17 protein-coding genes are annotated in these 21,541 nt (G+C 30.7%); 8 read left to right on the top strand and 9 right to left on the bottom strand.

Translation table 11 applies throughout. From position 1 onward, the window contains the following. Positions 1–79 precede the first annotated feature (79 nt). From J8H85_RS09535 to J8H85_RS09520, 4 genes are all read left to right on the top strand, one after another. Positions 80–745, top strand: coding sequence for a porin family protein (locus J8H85_RS09535; RefSeq protein ID WP_209654968.1), 666 nt, complete (start codon positions 80–82; stop codon positions 743–745). Between the two features lie 42 nt (positions 746–787). Beyond that, positions 788–2,131, top strand: a complete 1,344-nt coding sequence (locus tag J8H85_RS09530) for an amidohydrolase family protein (protein ID WP_209654967.1) — start codon at positions 788–790, stop codon at positions 2,129–2,131. 27 nt (positions 2,132–2,158) lie between these two features. Further along, positions 2,159–2,803: a head GIN domain-containing protein gene (locus tag J8H85_RS09525; RefSeq protein ID WP_209654966.1), complete on the top strand. Its 645-nt coding sequence runs from the start codon at positions 2,159–2,161 to the stop codon at positions 2,801–2,803. Between the two features lie 109 nt (positions 2,804–2,912). Further along, the gene (locus J8H85_RS09520) at positions 2,913–3,845 is read left to right on the top strand and encodes a zinc metalloprotease (RefSeq protein ID WP_209654965.1); all 933 of its coding nucleotides are present in this window, start codon (positions 2,913–2,915) and stop codon (positions 3,843–3,845) included. A 1,007-nt stretch (positions 3,846–4,852) separates the two neighbouring features. Here the strand turns inward: J8H85_RS09520 and J8H85_RS09515 are convergent. The 8 genes from J8H85_RS09515 to J8H85_RS09480 form a co-directional block, all read right to left on the bottom strand. After that, on the bottom strand, positions 4,853–5,521 hold the full coding sequence (locus J8H85_RS09515; protein ID WP_209654964.1) for a porin family protein: 669 nt from the start codon (positions 5,519–5,521) through the stop codon (positions 4,853–4,855). A 159-nt stretch (positions 5,522–5,680) separates the two neighbouring features. Continuing rightward, entirely contained in the window at positions 5,681–6,430 is a 750-nt protein-coding gene (locus tag J8H85_RS09510) for a LytR/AlgR family response regulator transcription factor (protein WP_209654963.1), read from the bottom strand. Beyond that, the gene (locus tag J8H85_RS09505) at positions 6,427–8,196 is read right to left on the bottom strand and encodes a tetratricopeptide repeat-containing sensor histidine kinase (protein ID WP_209654962.1); all 1,770 of its coding nucleotides are present in this window, start codon (positions 8,194–8,196) and stop codon (positions 6,427–6,429) included. Before J8H85_RS09505 ends, J8H85_RS09510 begins: the two co-directional genes overlap by 4 nt. 249 nt (positions 8,197–8,445) lie before the next feature. Further along, positions 8,446–9,855: a DUF5689 domain-containing protein gene (locus J8H85_RS09500; RefSeq protein WP_209654961.1), complete on the bottom strand. Its 1,410-nt coding sequence runs from the start codon at positions 9,853–9,855 to the stop codon at positions 8,446–8,448. 548 nt (positions 9,856–10,403) lie between these two features. Beyond that, the gene (locus J8H85_RS09495; RefSeq protein WP_209654960.1) at positions 10,404–11,027 is read right to left on the bottom strand and encodes a CatB-related O-acetyltransferase; all 624 of its coding nucleotides are present in this window, start codon (positions 11,025–11,027) and stop codon (positions 10,404–10,406) included. A 109-nt stretch (positions 11,028–11,136) separates the two neighbouring features. Then, a complete protein-coding gene (locus tag J8H85_RS09490; RefSeq protein WP_209654959.1) occupies positions 11,137–12,825 on the bottom strand; it encodes a T9SS type A sorting domain-containing protein in 1,689 nt (562 codons plus the stop codon). Between the two features lie 302 nt (positions 12,826–13,127). Next, positions 13,128–13,970 (bottom strand): GNAT family N-acetyltransferase, encoded by an 843-nt coding sequence (locus J8H85_RS09485; RefSeq protein WP_209654958.1) that lies wholly within the window; start codon positions 13,968–13,970, stop codon positions 13,128–13,130. A 4-nt stretch (positions 13,971–13,974) separates the two neighbouring features. Next, positions 13,975–15,150: a DmpA family aminopeptidase gene (locus J8H85_RS09480; protein ID WP_209654957.1), complete on the bottom strand. Its 1,176-nt coding sequence runs from the start codon at positions 15,148–15,150 to the stop codon at positions 13,975–13,977. 498 nt (positions 15,151–15,648) lie between these two features. Between J8H85_RS09480 and J8H85_RS09475 the strand changes: the two genes are divergently transcribed. From J8H85_RS09475 to J8H85_RS09460, 4 genes are all read left to right on the top strand, one after another. After that, positions 15,649–16,413, top strand: a complete 765-nt coding sequence (locus tag J8H85_RS09475; protein ID WP_209654956.1) for a helix-turn-helix transcriptional regulator — start codon at positions 15,649–15,651, stop codon at positions 16,411–16,413. A gap of 165 nt (positions 16,414–16,578) precedes the next feature. Continuing rightward, a complete protein-coding gene (locus tag J8H85_RS09470) occupies positions 16,579–16,962 on the top strand; it encodes a DUF1398 domain-containing protein (RefSeq protein ID WP_209654955.1) in 384 nt (127 codons plus the stop codon). A gap of 478 nt (positions 16,963–17,440) precedes the next feature. Continuing rightward, positions 17,441–19,273 carry an ABC transporter ATP-binding protein gene (locus tag J8H85_RS09465; protein ID WP_209654954.1) on the top strand — a complete coding sequence of 611 codons (1,833 nt, stop codon included), beginning with the start codon at positions 17,441–17,443 and terminating at the stop codon, positions 19,271–19,273. A 5-nt stretch (positions 19,274–19,278) separates the two neighbouring features. After that, positions 19,279–20,550 carry a glycosyltransferase family 4 protein gene (locus tag J8H85_RS09460; protein ID WP_209654953.1) on the top strand — a complete coding sequence of 424 codons (1,272 nt, stop codon included), beginning with the start codon at positions 19,279–19,281 and terminating at the stop codon, positions 20,548–20,550. An 80-nt stretch (positions 20,551–20,630) separates the two neighbouring features. On the opposite strand, the gene J8H85_RS09455 is transcribed toward J8H85_RS09460, so the two are convergent. After that, positions 20,631–21,005 carry a DUF6252 family protein gene (locus J8H85_RS09455; RefSeq protein ID WP_209654952.1) on the bottom strand — a complete coding sequence of 125 codons (375 nt, stop codon included), beginning with the start codon at positions 21,003–21,005 and terminating at the stop codon, positions 20,631–20,633. Positions 21,006–21,541: the final 536 nt, after the last annotated feature.

The following is a 21,541-nucleotide window of genomic DNA, read 5'->3' as shown; positions in this document are numbered from 1 at the left end:
AACAAGAACAACATAATCAATTAATATTAAGTGAACAATAAACATAAATATAAACAATCATTAAAAATCAAAAACGAACATGAAAACAATTCTTAAAAAAACAATCATTTTAACAACAATTATTTTATCAGCTATGTCAATACAAGCTCAAATTAAATATGGCGTGCAGACACGTGGTATATTAAACAAATCTTCTTTTAAAACAGAAGGAGACGAATCACCCGAAAAGGAATGGAAATTGGGTTATGGTATTGGCGTATTTGCCGAAATACCATTAAAGAATAATTTTTACTTGCGTCCTTCTTTAAATTATCAACAAAAAGGGACTAAAATGGATCTGGACCTTTCTATCGAAGGGGCAAGTGGTACTCAAAAGGCCGAAATCAAACTCGAGTATATTGAAATGCCCATCCTTTTTGTTTTTAATTTAAACAAGTGGTATATAGGTGCAGGTCCTTCTTTAGGTTATGGAATTTCTGGGAAAGCAGAGATATCCCAAGCCATAGAAGGCAATACGGAAACCTTATATTATAAACCATTCAAGAAAGTCGAAGATGGTGGACTTGGTTTTAATCAGTTTGACTTAAGCCTTAACGCTATAATAGGTTTACATATTTTTGATAAGGGCATGATTCAATTAGGCTATTTACATGGCTTATCAAATGTTGTAAATACTGATGAATTTAAAGATGACACTTTTAAAAACAGAAGTGTAATACTGACTTTGGGGTATTGTTTTAACTAAAAAGGAATCATTGTTTATAAGCTCTTAATTTAAATCGACATTATGAAAAGTAAGTATATTTTAATTAAAGGAGGTACCATGGTCTCTTTTAATAATGACCAATTAGTACAAGGTGAATTTGATATTCTAATCAAAAATGATAGAATATTAGAAATAAATAAATGCATAGTTCCTTCAGTGGAATGTAATATTATAGATGCACATAGGAAGATTGTTTTACCTGGATTTGTAGATACTCATAGGCACCTTTGGGAATCCCCTTTTAAAGGAATGGCATCCAATTGGACGTTAATGGAATACCTAAATAATATGTTAGGAGAAATTGCACCTACCCTTTCTGCTGAAGATGTCTACATAGCCAATTTACTAGGTGCCATTGAAGCTATAAATTCTGGAATTACAACTGTCTTTGATTGGTCACACATCATGAATACGCCAGAACATACAGAGGCCGCCATCAAAGGATTAAAAGATTCTAAGATAAGAGCGAAGTTTGGATATGGAACACCTGGCACATCCGTGTGGGAATGGTTTTATGAAAGTCAATTAAGGCATCCTTTAAAAGCAAAAGACCTAAGAAAAAATCATTTCAATTCTTCTAATAATTTAGTGACAATGGCTCTAGCCATTAGAGGTCCTGAATACTCTTCCATGGAAGCAACAAAACATGACATTTTATTAGGCAGAGAATTAGATTTACAGATTTCAATGCATATTGGAGGTGGAACCTTTGGTCCAAAATACAACGGTATAAAAAAATTATATGCTGAGAACTTATTGGGTAATGACCTCAATTTTGCGCATGCCAACACCATTAGTAAAAATGATTTTAAATTGCTGGCAGACCATGGCTCTAGTATTTCAGTGACTCCAGAAGTTGAATTACAGATGGGATTAGGACTCCCCGTTACTGGAAAAGCTTTAAAATTTGGTATTCCTGTAGGTTTGGGGGTTGATGTGGTATGTGCCACCTCAGGTAGTATGTTTGATCAGATGAAAGCAGCCCTGCAAACCGAAAGAGCCATTCAAAATGAATTTTTATATCAAAAATCACAAATGCCAGAAACACTTGCTGTAAAGGATATGGAGGTTTTAAAAATGGCCACAATAGGAGGTGCTAAGGTTTTAGGTTTAGACGATAAAATTGGATCGTTAGAGGTTGGAAAGCAGGCAGATATAATTATAATTAGTCCAAATACAATATCGACTTTACCTTTTGAAAACCACGTCTCAATGCTAGTTTTATATGCTAAGGACCACGACGTCGATACTGTTATGGTTGCTGGTAATATTTTAAAGAAAGATGGTAAATTAGTAAGAGAGGATATTGGCGGCTTGTTAAAGGGAGCCCATGAAATGAAGGAAAGATTTGTTGCCAACAGGTAGTTTGTTTAAATAATTTAAATTTATAAAATGAAAAATATAGGAATTATATCAATATTTGTATTGTCTTTCTTAGGATGTTCTAGTGATACATTTGTGGGTTCAGGTGATACAATATCAGAAATTCGACAGGTAGCAAACTTTAGTAAAGTGTCTAGTGAAGGAATGTTTGAAGTATACATTACAAAGGGGAATGAACAATCTGTCGAAATTATTGCGGACGACAATATTATGCACAGAGTAAAGACTAAAGTTTCAAATGGAAAATTAAAGTTACATCTTCTAGATGGAAACTACAATAATACCCATTTGAAAGCTTATATAACAGTAAAAAACTTAAGTCAAGTTGAGAATTTTGGAGCGGGAGATATTCATCTGTTCAATAACTATGAGGTAGAAGTTTTTAAGGTCATAAACAGTGGTTCCGCTTCGGTTTTTTTGGAAGGAAGCTGTGAATTTTTGGATATTAGAAATGAAGGTTCGGGTAATATTTTTGCGTATGAAATGGAAGGAAGTAAGGTTTCCACAAAAACCATAGGAGCAGGTGATATTGAAGTAACATGTAAATCCCAACTTTTCGTTAAAATTGAAGGGAGTGGAAGTTTATATTATAGGGGAGCTCCCTTAATAAGCACTAATATTTCTGGTTCGGGAAAAGTTATTAATGACAATTGATAAATTGTATAGATAAATTGAATATAGTACATGTAAACCTTGTTACATATTGTGAATCAATATTAAGTTAAAGAGTCTTTAATATTTAATAAATTATGATAATTTGAAAATGAGAAAAACATTATTGGTTTTTTGCATTGTTTTATTTAATTCATGCTCAGAAGTGGAAAATACCTCTAATGGTAAATTACCTTCTATAATTCCAGAAGATGAAATAATATCTATACCTGTAGTTGTTCATGTTGTCAACTATGCTCCTAAGCCGTTTGAAATTAGTGATGAAAAAATCAAATCTCAAATAGAAGTGCTAAATAAGGATTTTAGAAAGTTAAACTTAGATATTATTAACACTCCATTAGAATTTATTGGTTTATCCGCAGATGTGGGGATTGAGTTTTACTTAGCAAAAAAGGATCCAGAAGGGAATTCTACGACTGGTATAATTAGGACAACCGGTGAGGTAACAGGATGGGATGGAAAGACACCTAGCAATGTTAGCACTCCAATTACAGACCTAAAATTATATTTTTCTGATAAAGGAGGACAAGATTCTTGGCCCTGTAATAAATATTTAAATATTTGGATAGCTGATTTAAGCGATCATAATGGAAATCTTGGATTAGGAGGTTATGCACAGTTTCCAGGAGACGATCCAAGAATTGATGGGGTAGTGATTGACCCTAGGGTGTTTGGAGTTTTGCCCCCATTAATAGCCAACTTTGATAAAGGAAGAACAGCTACTCATGAAATAGGGCATTGGTTGAATTTATTACACATTTATGGTAAAGATGGGAATTGTGAAGTTGGAGACTTAGTTGAGGATACACCTAACCAGAAATCACAGTATCTTGGAGATCCTATACATCCTCAAAATTCTTGTGGTAGTAATGATATGTTTATGAATTTTATGGATAGAGTTAACGATAAATCAATGTGTATGTTTACAATTGGCCAAAAGGAAAGAATGCGCTCTCTTTTTAATAAGGGAGGAGCGAGAAGGGAGTTGTATCTTAACTCTAAATTACTTTTACAAACTAAATAATCTTTAAAATAGTTTTAGTTGTGTTCTTTGCATGGATGTTTTTTTAATTTTTGTGATTTTTAATTTATAAGAAGTGTTTTTCCTGTAGTAGATCAATTATTTACTTTTTTATGGGTAATTTTACCTCTTCGCATATAAGTAAGTGATTCAAACTAATACATTTAAAAAGGATTTATATAAAGAATGCTTATTTGCATGAGACTATCATTTTATAAAAAAAAGTAATCTTTCCAATGCGTTGTTTAATTTTTAGTTTCAGTTTGATTATTTATCGTAAGTATCCTATTTCATAATCAATCTTAGTTTACTTAGTCAGTTGTACTTTGAGATAATTTTTTTGTTATCACCATTATTTTTTTTACTTAGAACATACGTTAATAAAATAAATTATGAATTTGATTTATATGGACTTATGAAGAACCACTATAAGTTGTTTAATCATTATATTGGAATTTAAACAGATAATCAATATAACTCGTTTTAAAGTAAGATTACATAGTTTTAATTCTACGAATAAAATGACTAAGTAGTCAAACCGTTTTCTGAACTCATCAAATGCAAATTTTGGACTAAACATTTGGATAGCTTATAAGTTTAATTTTAGGGATTTACTGTTATAACCTTTATGAATGGATTTTAATTATCCTAAAAAACCTACAAATATTTGCTTTTGAAATCTTAAATAATCTTAACTATCATGAGCCAAAGAGTAATTAAAGTGTTTTAAAGAATATATATGATAATTATTTAAGTACTTTAACAATAGATTTTTTATAAATGCAGTAAATGTTCGGAGTTATTTTATTAGTAAAATTCAACTTAGTTATTATGTTTAAGAATAATCAATGTATAAAAAAGCAGGAAGGCCTTATTGTTTTCCGTTGCTGTTTTAAATGATAACTCTTTGGATATTTAATATTTTTTTAAATTCATAATTGATTGGTTTTTTAATAAATGGAGTTTCTATATATTGAAACTCCATTTTAACTAAAACTAAAATTAAATTCCTAAAATTTAAATCCAACAGATACTTGAAAACTGTTATTTTTAATGCTTCCCCTATCTATAGACTCTTCATCTAAACTTGTTTCGGAATCGTTTATATCCGATAGGCCTAAATGATATCTACCTTGAATGAACATTTTGTTGTTAAATTCATATCCCAAACCAAAGTTTAAACCAAAATTTAAAGATTTTACTTGGTCTTTGATTTTTTCAGAGCCGGAGTCGGTCATGTCTTCATCGTCAAACTTCATTTTAACCTCGTAATCACTTTTTGCACTTAATAAATAACCAATTTGTGGACCAACTTCCATATTCAAGTTTTTTGCAACATGATATTTAAGCATTATTGGTAGTTGTAGATAAGCTAGTTTTACGTCTTCTTTATAGTCCATACTGAAGGTTGTACCTTCATCATCAAAACTAAAAGAGTCTTCAATTTTCCCACCTAGCAAAGAGTAGAGCAATTCTGGTTGCAGTAAAAACTTTTCACTGAATTTGATTTCTGCAAGACCTCCAACATGGTATCCAAATAAATACTTTTCCTCATTTAAATCGGTTTTTAAAGTGGACATGTTCACTCCCGCTTTAATACCCCATTTTACTTCTTGGGCCGTAGCTATTTTACAGATTAATAAAGTTAAGCTTGTAATCATTAAAATTCTAAATTTCATAATGTTTGTTTTTTGATTAATGATGATATTTTATAGAAGAATTTCTATTATGAAGCAAATATATGTAGGCTTTAGTTGCCCAATATTTTGGGATGTAATGAAAGGAAGAAATTTTGTTATGAAAGGGCTAAAATGTGAAGAATACAGATTTTAAAATATCTATCGGTTAAGCCATTTTTTGAATTCACCAGATTTATCAATACTAACAATAACATCAAACTCGGTAACAGGACTTAATTCTAATTTCACTCTACTTTTAGACCAAACAATCATCTGTTGAATGCTAGCAAAACTTACTATGGCTTGTCTGTTTACACGATAAAAATAACTGGGGTTTAGCCTGTTTTCTAGATTTTCCAATGATTGGTCTAAAAGATATTTTTCATTGTTTTTGGTTACCAATTTAACATAGCGCCCTTCAGATAGAAAATACGCTACCTGATCAATAAGAATACTTTTTATTTTTTGTCCACTAACTACCATGAACCGTTCTTGGTAATCTTCCTTTTGCTGCATTACCTCTAAAATTTTCTGAACATTAAAGGAATTGGAGTTTGAAATTCTATTTTTTAATTTATCAATTGAAGCTCTCAATTCGTCTTCATCTATTGGTTTGAGCAAATAATCAATGCTATTAAGTTTAAAAGCTTTTATGGCGTATTCATTATAGGCTGTTGTAAAAATAATAGGCGTGTTAATGTGTAGTTTATCAAAAATTGAAAAGCTAGTATCATCACCTAAATGGATATCTAGGAAAATGATATCTACGGTGTTTTGTGAAAGCCATTGGATGGCATCTTTTACATTATCAATGATTTTTACAACATTAATGTTGAAACTATCTTTTTGAAGCAAGGTTTCTAAATAGTCTGATGCTAATTTTTCATCTTCAATGATTACAGCTTTCATAATTCTTCTTTTATTAATGGTAGTTTTACATAAAAAAGGTTGTTTGTAATTTCGAATGTTGGTTCTAACTCCGAGATGTATTTGTAACGAGATATAATATTTTTTACACCTGTTTTGGTAGAATCTTCAGTAACTTGTCTAGGTTGAAGATTGTTGGTAACAACCAAAAAAGAATCTTTAGCATTTATTTCTATTTGTAAAGGAGATTCTACGGTGATAATATTATGTTTAATGGCATTTTCAATGACCATCTGTAAGGAAAAAGGAGGTAGATAATCATTTAAAAACTTGGAATCAATATTTATATTTATGATTAAATTGGAGTCAAATCTCATTTTCTGTAGATATAAATAAGCATTGACATGTTCTAGCTCTTCTTTTAAAGTAATGAGATTTTTCTTTTTTAATTCTAATGTGTTTCTGAAAATTTTAGAAAATTCTTTAGTAAACCGTAATGCTTTTTCTTTATCGGTCTTAATTAATGAGGTTAACGCATTTAAAGAATTAAACAAAAAATGGGGGCTTACTTGGGTTCTTAATGTTTCAAATTGAACCAAGATGTTTTCACTCTCTAGAAGCTGGTTTCTTTCGGACAGCTGTACTTTTTCTAACTTTAGCAACTCGTTGGATTTTTTATTTCCTATATAATTTTGATATAATACAACAATGGCAGCTATACATAGAATAGTTACTAATATTAAAATCAATGCCCAAAATCTGTTTTTTTCAATTTCGGCAGTGGCCAATTCTTTTTGGGTTTTTAATAATTTGATCTCATTTGTTTTTAATTCATTTTGAAATTGTTCTTCTATTTCGCTGCTAATTTTTTCATTTTCCAAAGAATATATAGAGTCTTTGACTATTGAATATTTTTCGTAGTATTCAAGTGCACTTTTGTAATCATTATTAAGTTTATGCCATCTGGCCATATTTTCATAATAGTTTTCTTTGTGATGCGGGTAATTAATCTTTTCTGATGCTTCGCCACCAATGTCTAAATATTTTTTTGCAGTATCTAATTTGCCTTCTTCCAGGTAAATATCACCTAAATTTAAAGCAATCATTGAGAGAGCATAATCGGAATTGGTTTTCTTTTGATAATTTAATGCTAATAATCCATATTTTTCACCTAGAGTATTATCATGCAAATTTCGGTAGGCAATGGATATACCATGATAGGTAATAGAGACCCCATAAAAATTTTCAATTTTCTTGAAATGAGATAATGCCATTTTATAATACTTTATCCCTTCATTGTATTGTTCTAATTCTACAGAAGCGCTTGCTAAATTGGCATAAATGTTTGTTAAGAGTCTGCTATTATCTTTCTCGGCAAAGTCTAAAGCCTGAAGTAAATAATCTTGTGCTTTTCTATATTTTTTAAGATGCATCTGCACATAAGATATATTTAGTAAGCTTATAGATTTCCCCGTAGTATCATTTATAGAATCGAAAATAGCATATGCCTTTAGTTCAATTTCGAGGGCTTCACTATTTTTGCCTATGAAAGAGAGGGCTGCTCCTTTTGCAAGCAATGAAATTGCATATTTATTTATGTTATTTGTTTTTTTGGCAATAGTGATGAGTGAATCAGAAATTTTTAAACCCTTTTCTGGATCATTTGTTGTTTCCCTAATCAATACACTTAGTTCTTCTAGGTAATCGGAATGTTTTGCTGTCTGAGCATAGATGCTTTTTGATAGTAACAATAAAAAGAGTAATGTAAGACAGCCTTTAAATGGTAAATTAAGAAAGCCTATTTTCATATTGTAGCCATTGAAGAAGTAATATTTAGATTTTTTGATTAAGTTAGATTATCAAAATTAATTTTAAAAATTGAAAAAAATCATGTTTATGTAATGAAAGTGAATTATTTAGTAACAAACCTATTAGTGAAATTTATAAGTCTGAAAACACTAACTTTTGGGGTGTTTTCAGACTTAAATAATAATATGGCAAATTATAAACAAAATCTTAATAATTAACTTTTTGTTTTTTTTATAATTTTTATTATGCTAGTAGTTGATATCGTGACTGTATTTTTGAGGAAGAAGGGCTCCCCAGTCTCCAGCAATTCCCGTAATAGATAATGTTCCTTGAGGAATCACGAAATGACTAAATGAAGCTGTGCCATAAGTTATTACAGCGGCCATATAAGCATCATGTCTTATTATTTTTTGCCCATAAAAAGTTTCTTTGTTATCTGCATTTAGAAAATATACATTTTCAATTTTAACTTTTTTACCTTCATAATTTCCTGAGCGAAATTGAGCCATTGTTATGGTTTCGGCTTCTACAAATACGTTTTCAGAATATTTAGCGAAACCATTTAAATTTACTTGATTTATAGCCTTTTGACCGTTAATGGAAGTTCCTGTTGCGCTTCCAAGATTTAGTCTTATTCTATCTCCTAAATTAAATATGTTTGAAGTGGTAAACCGTATTAAAATACCAGCTGTTGCATCTTGAATGTATACCGAGTTATTATCAGCTGTATTTCCATTTGATGTTACAACTCCTTCAATTAAGTAATTTTCAGGTAAGTACCAATTATTTTGATTTTCATTAAACTTAGATCTTAGTTGGGCAATGGTATTTATAACTCCTGTAGCATTATCATTCTCAAGAATGGTTGCTGTAAATACTTTGTTTGCTCCAATTTCTAAACCGCCTGTAACTTCAATTATTTCAAACCCTATCGAATAATCGCCTAAAACTAAATTGTCATTTATTGGTATGATTTTAAAGCTTGTGCTTTGGGCATTTTGATTGAATTCTAGAGTTACTTCGTTTAAAACGGTTGCAGGTTCAGTTTTAAAATGAGTACCATACACAATCCCTTCCGGAATTATAAGTTTAACTCTAGCATGACTTCCATTAGATACTGTATTTGTTGTATTTAATCCAACTACCATTCCTGCTAAAGTACCTTCAGAAACACTGCCGGCAGAGTTGTCAAAATTTAGTTTGTTACCTGTAGGCATTTGGGCAGTTAGTTTTACTTCGGATACAATATTGTTTCCTAATGAAAATCCTGTGGTTGGATTTTTTAATTTTAGATTTATCTTTTTATCAGTAGGTAAATTTTGATTGCTGCGATAAACTACAAAACTAGTATCCTTTGTTTTGGGCAGAAGTTTAATGTTAATTTCATTATTTACAGCTTGTGGGATTGTTGTATAATCAGTATTATACAAAGCACTCCCAGATAATTCTACTGAAATAATTCCATCTATTGTTGCTTTGGTATCTAATTTTAAATGAATAGTAGTAGAACTCATTCCTGGTTCGATGGTGTATGCAGGATTTGCAATTGATATTTTAGATGAATCAATTTGATAATTTTCTTCATCTTCACTACAATTCAAAAGAATTAAGCTAAGAAAGAAATAGTGTAATAGTCGAATAAAATTTTGTGTTTTCATTATTTTTTTTGATGTTTATTTAAGATTTTGTTTTAAAATTTTTGTTACTAAAATGTATGATTGATTAAAAATTTTCCATCCTATAAAGAATGGCAAAAAATTATTTTTTTAATAGAATCATTAGCTCCATGGAACTAATGATTCTATTCTAGATTGTTCGCTTTTTGATTGGTTTTTAATTTTTATGATTATTTTACTACTGTAGGCTTTTTAATTCGAAGCAAAAATAGAGCCTTCATTTTGTCTAATTTTTATGCGTTGTAATGAAAGGGAATAATATTGTAGTGAAAGTGGAATAGAATTTCCTAAAGGAAAAAACAAATATAGATTTTATTGTCTTGGTAATTAGAAATCAGGTGTTTAGCTATTGAATAAGTGGATTAGGTAAGGGTGTGATATTTTGATTTATAGGCTAGCTGGGTTACAACTAAGAGTTTGTAGAAACCTTTGAATAGAAAAAATAAAAGCCAAGTCGGAGGGACCTGGCTTTGTGGTTCTAAAATACATGAAAAAGGATATTTATCCTATGTAATGTTAAATAATGCTTATTAGTTTATAAGGTTTTCTAAATTTTCACCCGTAAGATTTTGCACATTCTCTGTGATTTTTTCAATTTCCCAATCCCACCATTTAATTTCTAATAATATTTCAATTTGTTCTTTTGTAAATCGCTTTTTAATTTCTTTAGCAGGGTTTCCTCCAACAATTGAATATGGTTCCACATCCTTTGTTACGGTTGAATTTGTTGCTATTATAGCCCCATCTCCAATTTTAATTCCAGGCATTATGGTTGCATTGAAACCAATCCATACATCATTTCCAATTTCGGTATTCCCTTTTGTTGGATAGTGTTTGCCATCCATTGCATTTTTCCAATCTTCTCCAAAAATAGCAAAGGGAAAAGAACTTATCGATTTTGCTAAATGATTGGCTCCGTTCATTATAAATGTTACGTTGGAAGCAATCATGCAAAACTTTCCTATGATCAATTTGTCCCCAATAAAATCAAAATGATATTTTACGTTTTTTTCAAAATTATAAACATCTTCAAAATCGTCATAGTACGTATAATCGCCAACTATGATATTCGGATTTTTAATTATGTTTTTTAAAAAACAAAGTTTGTCATAATTTTCTAAAGGAAATATGGAGTTCTTATTTGGCGCTTTCATATGTATTGTTTTTTATAGGTTTTATTAATAAGCTGTGTAAAAAAATATCTTATTTAAATATTCAATACAGCTGATTAGCTTCAATTATTATTTAAGTCTTAAAATCAAATTAGTACTTTATAAGTTTATAAACGGTGTTTTCAATTTTAATATGATACATGCCTGCTGCGAGTTGTGAAACATCAATACTTTGCGACGCATCAAGAACACCTAATATAACGGATTTTCCAGCCATGTCAAAAACATGGTATTTTTTTTCTATTAGAGTTGTTTTACTTACAATCATTATTTTGTCATGGGTTGGGTTTGGATAGAAACTCCATGTGTTGTGTTTTGAGAAATCTGGAACAGATAATATGTCATCATTTAATTTTATAATATAACTGTCGACCATATCGATTGCTGTTTTTTGTAGGGTTTGTTTAAATAATGGATTTAGGTCTACTGTATTTTGAAATCCAGAAGATAGATAGATATGTTCTTCTTTATCAATATAAATGGCACAGCCATAAATTAGCATAGCGCCGCCAAACTTCAATCCGGTTTTTGTAATACCATCATTCGAAACTTTTAGCAAGTAGTTCTCTGTATTGTTATCTGAAGGGAATTTGGATAGTGTCACTTGATCACTACTAAATGTTCCAGCATAATAACCGTAAATTAATGCCTCATCTTCAGCATTTATGCCAATTGCCATTGCCGTATTAAATCCCAAGTCACTACTTAATATTTTAGCCCATTCATTTTGTCCATTAGGATTAACTTTTACCACAAATGAGTTGTAATACATTCTTAAGATACTTGAAGTAACAGTGTTGTTTGGAACTTCAAACTGAATTTTTCCGCTAAAATATCCAGTCATGATTATCGCTCCCTGACTATCAAAATCTAAACCCATTGTAAAACATTGAAAATCGGTTGTGGCAATCGTGTTGGCTTTTATAAAGTTACCATTGCTATCTAACCGCAATAGGTACATGCCATGGTAATTTTTAGGAACATTTAAAAAGAAATCTTCGTTTTCATTAGGATTAAAATCGGCATTTTCGTCAAACAATCCTGAAATATAGGTGTCACCATTGCTTAATACTTTCATGGCTGTCACAATTCCAGGGCCGCCATATTGTTTAGCCCAAATGAAATCGCCATTTCGGCTTAGTTTAACTAAAAATCCTTCCGAGTTATTTTTAGGTGTCATATGAAAATCTGAAGCACTAGGATCAAAATCTGTGGTACTATTGAAATCTCCAGCGATATAAATATTTCCTAAATAATCAAGTTCGATACCTACAGTTTGTTCAATATCATCTCCTTCAAAACTTTTAGCCCAAATAAAGTTACCGTACTTGTCAAGTTTTAGTATAAATATATCTGTTTGACTCAAAGAAGTAAGTTGAAATACACCAGCTCCAGGATCAAAATCTACTGTTTCTACAAATGTTCCGGTAATGTAAACATTTCCATCTGCATCTGTAGAAATATCTCTTCCTGCATCATTTGCCGTGCCACCAATACTTTTAGCCCAAATTAGTTCTCCATTTTTGTTTATTTTGGAAACAAAAATATCAGTATCAAAACTATGCTGAAGGATGTAGGAACCTTCGGTAGGGTCAAAGTCGCAGTCTTCAGCATAAAAACCTGTAGAATAGATATTTCCTTCATTATCAACATGGATTTTGGATACAACGTCATTGGCTTGTCCACCGTAAGTTCCTGCCCAATTAAAAGTTTGAGCATTGGAATTTGTGTACAAAAAAAGCAAAGTAAAACAGTTAAGTGTGTTTGTTATTATTCTCATTTCTAGTTTAGTTTTAATTCAATGCGGAGATATAGCTTCTGTTGAAGACTGTTATCTTAGTATTGAATTATTAGCAATTATTTTTTGTTTTTTGAATTAGTTTTCGGCCAAAATCTAACAATTCAAAAGTACTTGAGAGTTTTAGCTGTTAATAATAGAAATACATGAAAGCGCAGAAAAAGGTATTGAACCCGATTATTTTTTAAATAAATGTTTTACAAAAAATATAGATTCAATAAATAATGGAAGAAGTAAGGAGATAGATTTGATGTTTTGAACATAAAATTTTATTAAACAAGTTCTTATAGATTTAAAATCATTTCATATTGAGAAAATACCTTATTAAGTCCATAATTTTCAAGAAATTTTATGGTTGATGAATTGGTACTTTCAATATTGACTATATGAAAGTTGGAATTGTAATTATAGCTTAGGTAATCAAATAAAAGTGAGGCAATTCCATTACGGCGCTTTGTGTTTTTTACCGCAAATTGTTTAATTATATTATTTTTTGGATTGAAGCATACATAGCCTAAAAGGGTATCTTTTTCGAAAACGCCTAGCGATAGATTAGCTTTCTTGCCTTTTTCAATGGCTTGAATGTCGTTTTGCCACGCCGGCTCAAAATCCCAAAAGGTTTTTATCTTTTCCCAGTCATTAATTTCAAATTGCTTTATAATATATTTTGATTCTCGTGGTTGATTGTTTACAATTCCTTTGTAAGAATGAAGTGTTCTATAGGTTTTAAAACCTAAGTTTTTATATATTTTTAATGCACTTTTATTGGTGGTAATAACTTCAAGTATGATACGGGATATGTTTGCTTCTTTAAATTTAGGAATTATAAAATTGTATAGCTGGGTGGTTAATTGCTGTCCTCTTTTGTTAGGGATAACCCCGGTTCCTGCATTGTATAATATTTTTTTATGATGATAAGTTTCTGAGCCATGCAGAATGAAAGCAATTAATTTGCCATTTTGAAATGCGCCAACTGAATAGTTGAGGTTAATTCTATCATTGGTTAATTTATATTTAAAAGTTTCACTTGTAAATTCTAACGGAATGATATAATCTGAAAAGGCCGTATTTAGAGCATCTAGAATAATATTTAAATCTGTTTTTTCAAGAGTTTTAAAAGTTATCATAATTTTACTTTTTTAAACGGTTGTATTTTTTCAGAATGTCTTGAAGTTCTGTTTTGGGTATCTCAAAAAAAGTATTTCCGTTAATTCCTTGCATTGTTTCGGCGGCCACTAGTGCATTAATAACGGCTTCTTCGGTGGCTTCAACTGTGGCGTTATATAGGGCATCCATATGCCCTTTAGGAATGCTTTTCCAGTTAATTAATTTTGTTTCCTTATCAAATTCAGGAGTTGCCGTGCTAAAGGCAAGAAATATATCGCCCGAGCTATTACGACCAAATCCTCCAGTTTTTGCTATACCAATTGATACTCTTTTTGCAATTTGTTTTAATTGTGTGGGTAGTAGGGGAGCATCTGTTGCAACAATTACAATAATAGATCCATCTTTTTCTTTTGAATTAATGATAGGCTGTGCTGAAGTAAGTTCTAATCCAACTGGAATACCTGCTATTATTAAGTCTTTACGAGCTCCAAAGTTTCCTTGAACAAATGCTCCCAAAGTATATTTTTGATTTGCAATAGTTATTTCTCTTGATGCCGTACCGCTACCACCCTTATAATAAAAAAGACACATACCGGTTCCTCCACCTACATTTCCTTCTTCAACGGGACCAGGTTTAGCTGTATTGAGTGCTTCAAAAACATCTTGCTTTTTTATATGTAATCCATTGATGTCATTTAAAACACCATCAAAGGTCTCGGCAACAACAGGTAGTCCAAACGCAAAATCAAAAGCATTACCAGAAGAAAAATTTTTAATATTCCATTCTCCTATGGCATCTCTAACCACGCCTACACTATTCGTATTTGTTATTCCAATGGGGCCTGTATTAAAACCATATTCTTCTATAAATGTAGTGCCAGTCATTTCGCCATCGCCATTAAGACAAAACCACCCTGCTGGAACTGGTGTTTCACTTTTGCCTTTTGGAAGAATTACTGTAACACCAGTTCTAACAGAACCATTTTGCGTTGATAGGTCATCTTGATCTTTAATAAGTGTTTTGTATCCCACCATCACACCAAAAACATCTGTAATGGCATTGTAGGTTCCTGTTTTGCCTTCGAAAGGGATACCCAAATCTCGAGCACGTAATTTTTGTTGAGCATGAATTGATTGGAGGCTAATTGAGAAAAAAACTAGAGCAAGTGCTGATGCAAACAATTTTATTATTAGATTCATAATTGATTCATTTATCTAAACAAAATTGAATAACTTTTTTCTATTGGAATAGATAAATGTAATGAAGGTGTATTTATATGTATCGAGTGAATTTATTTATGGAGGAGTCAATGAGTTTTGTGGTTTTATCCTGTTACAAGTTTGTATAATTTAAAATATTATATAAGTAAAATATAAAGTAATCGGTATTTTTAAGCACCCTTTAAACTTAAAGTTCTGGATAAATAATGGCAGATAAAATAAAGAAATCATTTGGCTAAATTTTTCCAGATATCGCTTCTATTAATCAATTAATTCGAAAGTATAATTGTAAAGACTTTCAGAACACCACACTTATAAAAAGGGAAAAAAAAGTAGATAAAACTTGTAAAATAGTTTAAAAATGAGATTGAGTAATTAAAAAACAATTCATTGAAAATGAGTATCTTTAGTTCGTAAATTAATATTTAGAGATTCGGAGTAGGCTAGTTTATAAGTATTATTCTAATAGATAAAAGGATGAAGTTTAACAAGTATGTTCCGTCAGACAAGCTAAAACCCTACATTAAATATTTTGTAGTGTCTGAGAATGACTTGGAAAATGAGTATAAAATATTCCCTTCATCAGGACTTGTTATGGGGTTTCAATACAAGGGTCAACTTGCCACCATAAAAGACAATGCCGAAAGCAGATTAGCTACAGCTGGAGTAACAGGAATTACTAACAGCTACAAAGTCTTCAGAAATTCGGCAGACATTGGAACTATATTGGTTTACTTTACCGAAATTGGCTTTACTTATTTTGCTTCGTGTCCTGCAAACGAACTCTTTAATCTAAGTCTATCTCTTGACGACATCTTTGATAAAAATAGTATAGCAGAAGTTGAAGAAAGATTGGGAATGGCCAATAAAGACCAACTAAGGATAAAAATCATAGACCAATTTTTAGTATCTCAACTCAAAGATATTCAAGCAGACAAATTAATAGTCGAAGCCGTTAAGCTCATTTACCAAAGTAATGGAACTATTCGTATAAAAGAGCTTAACGAAAAGTTATTTATTAGTCAAAGTCCATTCGAAAAACGATTTAGAAAGGTGGTTGGGACTACACCCAAAAAATTTGCTTGCATTGTTCGTTTCAATACGGTTCTTGACAATTTAAATGAAACAAAAACGCTGACTGAGATTTGTTACCAAAATAATTTCTTTGATCAAGCTCATTTTATTAAAACCTTTAAGCAGTTTACAGGAGACACTCCAGAAAATTTCAAGCGTTTCCTGTAGGAAACGATTTTTTACAATCACAGTTTTTTTCATCATCGCATCTTTGCATTGTAATCTTAATGTAAAGATCTGATAGTAAAATCAATTCAAAAATCGATAATCATACTATTAGGTTTGAGAATTAAAGTTGTATGTAATTCAATAAATCGTTTAAAACCAAGAAAAATGTTTACAGTAGAACAAATTAAAACAGCCCACAGTAAGGTAAAATCAGGTGCGGACTTTCCGTCTTACATTAAAGAAATTAAAGCCTTAGGTGTAACGCACTATGAAGCATATGTAATTGATGGACATATTGATTATCATGGAGCAAATGATTATTTAGCAAAAATACCTGCAAAGTATGCCCCGTTAGAAATCGCTCATACTACAAAAATTGAAGAATTTAAGAAAGAGTTGATTGCCCATCAAAGAGGTAAAACCGATTTCTTAGCTTTTATTAAAATGTGTGCAACAACAGGTATTGACAAATGGGAGATTTGTATGGATAAAATGACTTGTACCTATTTTGATAGAGCAGGAATTAAGGTTTTAGTTGAAGAAATTTAATAACAAAAATGCTTTGTCAAATTTAGTTTGCGGTAACTTTTCAAAAGCTTTATAAATTAGGATTGTTAGATTGTTCTTTATTATGATAACGTTACATTAATTGTTTTAGTCGAATTTCTTAAGACAGATACCCAAATTGTAACTTTGTTTACATCTCCAACTTCAGTTTTTTATTGTTCTTGTCGAATAATAAAGTAATACCATCAGTATGATTTTTACATATTTAGTATTCCGGTTTACAGTTGGTTTAAACCTTTTCGTTTCGGGAATTAATCAATTGTTTTAGATATAAAAATAATAACTCTAGATCAGGTATTAATTTAAAAAGCATTTAAACAAAAAACAAATTATCTTAAAGTTTTAATGATTTCAAATTCTAAAAAGCAACCTTTTTAAGTTTTTAGTATCTAACATGTGTATTAATATTTCAAAATAACATTGTTAAACTAATTAAATCACTAAGTCCCAAATAAAACTTATGAAAAACTTTAAGAGATTTCTAAAATACCTCATTCCCCATAAAAAATTTCAAATTTTAAGCATCGTTTTTAATATTCTATATGCTCTTTTTTCTTCAATATCCATGTTGTCTTTATTGCCGATGGTCAAGGTACTTTTTGAAGAGGGGGATAAACTAAGAGAAAAACCTGTTTTTAATGGAATTGAAGATTTGGACCTAAATTATTTGGAAAATTATCTTAACTATTTCATTACAAATCTCAGTGACACGAAAGGGCCATTAATTACCTTAATAACGGTAGTCACTTTTGTTTTAAGTACATTCTTATTGAAAAACTTATTTAGTTACCTGTCAATCTTATATATGACATATTTGAACAATGGTATATTAAAAGACTTAAGACAAGATGTTTATGATAAGGTCATAAGCCTAAATGTTGCTTTCTTTTCTAATGAACGGAAAGGTGACCTTATTGCTCGAATGACTTCGGATATTAATACCATAAAGGTCTCATTCATGAGTATTTTAATGATGGTAAGGGAACCTTTAACTATTCTATTTACTCTGTTGGGAATGGTGGCCATAAGTTGGAAGTTAACAATTTTTGTGCTTTTTTTTATTCCTCTTTCAGGTTTCTTGATTTCAAAAATAAGTAAAAACATAAAAAGCCAATCAGGTGATATTTTTGCTTTAGAAGGACATTTATTGTCGAATATAGAAGAAACTTTGGGAGGTATTAAGATTATTAAAAATTTCACTTCCGAAAATTTCTTTTCCAAAAAGTTTAGAGACTTAACGGATAATATAAATTCACTTAACAATTCTATTGGAAAAAAAATGAGTTTATCCGCTCCAATGAGCGAGTTTCTAGGCATTTTAGTGATTTCTGTACTACTTGTTTATGGAGGTTCTTTGGTGCTTATTGATAAATCTTTAAGTGGCGGAGCTTTTATGGCCTATATGGGGTTGGCATATCAAATATTGACACCTGCTAAAGCCATAACAAAAGCCATTCATGCTCTACAAGGAGGGAATGCAGCGTATGAGAGGGTCGCTTTTATTTTGGATGCTAAAAACCCATTAAAAGACAAGGTTGATGCCAAAATAATTGAAGAATTCAACAAAGAAATAAAATTCGATAATATATCTTTTAAATACAAGGATGACTATGTGTTAAAGGATTTTAATCTTACTGTTCCTAAAGGGAAAACAGTGGCACTGGTTGGCGAGTCAGGAAGTGGGAAATCAACCTTAGCTAATTTGATAACTCGCTTCTATGATGTGAACAAAGGTAGTATCACCTTTGATGGAGTTGATATAAGGGATGTGACAACAAAATCCCTAAGAGAGCAAATGGGTATTGTGGCCCAAGATTCTATTTTATTTAATGATACCATAGCAAAGAATATATCTTTAGGTATTGACGATGCAAACGAGGAAAAAATTATTGCTGCTGCCAAAGTTGCAAATGCGCATAATTTTATTTCAGAATTCCCTAACAGATACCAAAGTAATGTAGGGGACGGTGGAGGTTTGCTTTCTGGGGGTCAACGTCAGCGTATTGCCATAGCTAGAGCGGTAATGAAAAACCCTCCAATAATGATATTGGATGAAGCAACCTCGTCTCTGGATACAGAATCGGAAAAATTGGTACAAGAAGCTCTTGAGAATATGATGGAAAACCGTACTTCCTTGGTAATTGCGCACAGGCTTTCTACAATCCAAAAAGCAGATCTTATTGTGGTTATGAAAAAGGGACAAATAGTGGAACAAGGTACCCATGAAGAATTATTAAGTAAGAATGGAACTTATACTAACTTGGTTTCACTGCAATCATTAGAAATTAATTAAATGACATGGAAACACATCATCTAGGACTTAATATTGTTGGTTATACCGATAGTGATTTTGGCTTGGGAGAAGCCGTAAAGTCAAATATAGAAGCAGCTAAAAAGCATAATATACCATTAAATATAATAAACTATGAAAAAGTTAAGCAAGATGCTAATTACAGATATGAGTTTAAATACTCTATAAATTTAGTTCAAATTGCAATAAACGATCTAGATACATTTTTTAGTGTTATTGATCTTGATTTTTTTAATAATAAATATTCCATTCTTTTCTTAATGTGGGAATCTGAATATTTTCCTTCAAGATTTATGGGGGCAATTAACATGTTCGATGAAATTTGGACGGCCTCTTCTTATTGTAAGGGAATATTTGAAAAGATATATAATGGGCCTATAATAGTAATTCCTCACCCTGTTGAGCTGTGTTTAAAACCTATAACACACCAAAATTCTATTGTGTTTTTTGAAAAAAACAGATTCAGTTTTCTATTTATATTTAATTACCATAGTTCTATAGAAAGGAAAAATCCGTTTTTCTTGGTTGAAGCTTTTATTAAAGCATTTGGAAACAATGGAGATGTTGAATTAATAATAAAAACCGTAGGGTCTGAACAGTTTGAACAATCAAAAAGGAAATTACATCAAGCAATTTTGGGGCAAAATAACATTAAGATATTTGATATTGATCTGGATAAAAATAGCATAAACCATTTAATAAACGATTGTGATTGTTATGTTTCTATGCACCACTCGGAAGGATTTGGTTTAACCCTTGCGGAAGCTATGTCTTTAGGAAAACCTACAATATCTATAAACTATTCCGGAAATACCGAATTTATGAATGAGGGCAATAGTTTTTTAGTGGATTATGAACTTGGGTTGATTGAAAATCCGGATAGAAACTTTTGTTTTAAAACAGTTTGGGGCAATCCGAATATGCAATCTGCCATCAAAAATTTAAAAGAAGTCTACAACAATCCAGATTTAAGGAAGGAGAAAGCAATGAATGCGAAGCTTTTTGTGAATGATAAATTATCGCTTTATAACGTAGGATCTATTATTAAGGGCAGATTAGACCATCTTTATGAGAACTTTGATAAATCAATTGCTAAAGATAAGCAAAGTTCTTATCTGTTAAATCAATTGCAGTTTGCAAAAAAGGAAATAGTACAACTTCAAAGACAAATTCGGAGGATGAAAAAAAATGTAATTATCAGTTTTATTTTATATTTAAAAGATACGGTTAGAAAGTATAAATCTAAAATGGCCTATTAAGAATGTTTTATTCGAAATAAATATTGATTTATGATTGGTTTTTTATAATTGAAAATGGATTAAAATGTTAGAGGATTATTTTATGGGATATATTTCATGTCAAATCTGCCATCAGTTATATTTATTGTTTCATCACAATCGCCTGATATTGCTTGAAACTCAAATATTCCTGAAACAATAAAATTTTCTTTATCTATTTTCCTTATCTTTAAGAGACCTACATTCGATAAAGTTGTGTGATAAAAACAGTTTTGGTCTTCTCTGTAATATTGCCCTTTTAATGTGTTGTCATTATTCAGGGTATATGTTGTATTATCAGAAATTTCCTGACCTACAACAGGTTCACTTATAAATATGCTTACTTCGGAGAAAAAATTATTTACATTTATTTCCCCAGCTATTGAAAGACCTCCTCCTTGATATATAGCCGTTATTTTTGTTGTGTTTGTTACCACAAAAGGTTTACCATTAACCAAGCAACCAAACGTGTTTTCACCGATTTATGTGGCTGGCGGTAATTGGTCAATGGGTTTTTTTTGGGTGTCGTCATCGTTTTTACAACAAAACAGGCCAAATGTAAATGCTAGAATTAATAGTACATTTTTCATAAGGTTTATTTTTATTTTAAATGTACAGATTTGATTTGAGTTTTAATTGCAGTAAACCCGTAATTAGTGTTATGTTTAGGTTAAAATTGTCATTGGGTTTCTCATCACCCAAATTATTGGTAACGATAACTCCATTATAGGCTTCAACTTCATTAAAAGGAATACCAAATTCTTAGATATAACCTGTAGCAACTTTGGTTTTGTCAATGTTATCAAAACATATTGTATGAGATTATATTAAATTTTTGTTCTGGGCATTACAAAGAACTGAACTTGTAATTTTGGAATTATATATTGAAAAAAACGTATATTAGTATCAAAATAAAACAAAAGTTCTTATTAAATAAGTTACCTAATCGGTTACCAATTGTAATTAATAACTT

This window comes from Mariniflexile gromovii (genome assembly GCF_017814435.1).
GTDB classification, from domain to species: Bacteria; Bacteroidota; Bacteroidia; order Flavobacteriales; family Flavobacteriaceae; genus Mariniflexile; species Mariniflexile gromovii.
This window is presented reverse-complemented; position numbering and strand designations above follow the sequence as displayed.

What these genes read in the sequence shown, in the direction of transcription:
- J8H85_RS09460 (WP_209654953.1), top strand. Translation starts at nt 19,279, where the DNA reads ATGGAAACACATCATCTAGGACTTAATATTGTTGGTTATACCGATAGT.
- J8H85_RS09490 (WP_209654959.1), bottom strand. Translation starts at nt 12,825, where the DNA reads ATGAGAATAATAACAAACACACTTAACTGTTTTACTTTGCTTTTTTTG.
- J8H85_RS09515 (WP_209654964.1), bottom strand. Translation starts at nt 5,521, where the DNA reads ATGAAATTTAGAATTTTAATGATTACAAGCTTAACTTTATTAATCTGT.
- J8H85_RS09510 (WP_209654963.1), bottom strand. Translation starts at nt 6,430, where the DNA reads ATGAAAGCTGTAATCATTGAAGATGAAAAATTAGCATCAGACTATTTA.
- J8H85_RS09465 (WP_209654954.1), top strand. Translation starts at nt 17,441, where the DNA reads ATGAAAAACTTTAAGAGATTTCTAAAATACCTCATTCCCCATAAAAAA.
- J8H85_RS09470 (WP_209654955.1), top strand. Translation starts at nt 16,579, where the DNA reads ATGTTTACAGTAGAACAAATTAAAACAGCCCACAGTAAGGTAAAATCA.
- J8H85_RS09505 (WP_209654962.1), bottom strand. Translation starts at nt 8,196, where the DNA reads ATGAAAATAGGCTTTCTTAATTTACCATTTAAAGGCTGTCTTACATTA.
- J8H85_RS09480 (WP_209654957.1), bottom strand. Translation starts at nt 15,150, where the DNA reads ATGAATCTAATAATAAAATTGTTTGCATCAGCACTTGCTCTAGTTTTT.
- J8H85_RS09495 (WP_209654960.1), bottom strand. Translation starts at nt 11,027, where the DNA reads ATGAAAGCGCCAAATAAGAACTCCATATTTCCTTTAGAAAATTATGAC.
- J8H85_RS09520 (WP_209654965.1), top strand. Translation starts at nt 2,913, where the DNA reads ATGAGAAAAACATTATTGGTTTTTTGCATTGTTTTATTTAATTCATGC.
- J8H85_RS09475 (WP_209654956.1), top strand. Translation starts at nt 15,649, where the DNA reads ATGAAGTTTAACAAGTATGTTCCGTCAGACAAGCTAAAACCCTACATT.
- J8H85_RS09500 (WP_209654961.1), bottom strand. Translation starts at nt 9,855, where the DNA reads ATGAAAACACAAAATTTTATTCGACTATTACACTATTTCTTTCTTAGC.
- J8H85_RS09530 (WP_209654967.1), top strand. Translation starts at nt 788, where the DNA reads ATGAAAAGTAAGTATATTTTAATTAAAGGAGGTACCATGGTCTCTTTT.
- J8H85_RS09525 (WP_209654966.1), top strand. Translation starts at nt 2,159, where the DNA reads ATGAAAAATATAGGAATTATATCAATATTTGTATTGTCTTTCTTAGGA.
- J8H85_RS09535 (WP_209654968.1), top strand. Translation starts at nt 80, where the DNA reads ATGAAAACAATTCTTAAAAAAACAATCATTTTAACAACAATTATTTTA.
- J8H85_RS09485 (WP_209654958.1), bottom strand. Translation starts at nt 13,970, where the DNA reads ATGATAACTTTTAAAACTCTTGAAAAAACAGATTTAAATATTATTCTA.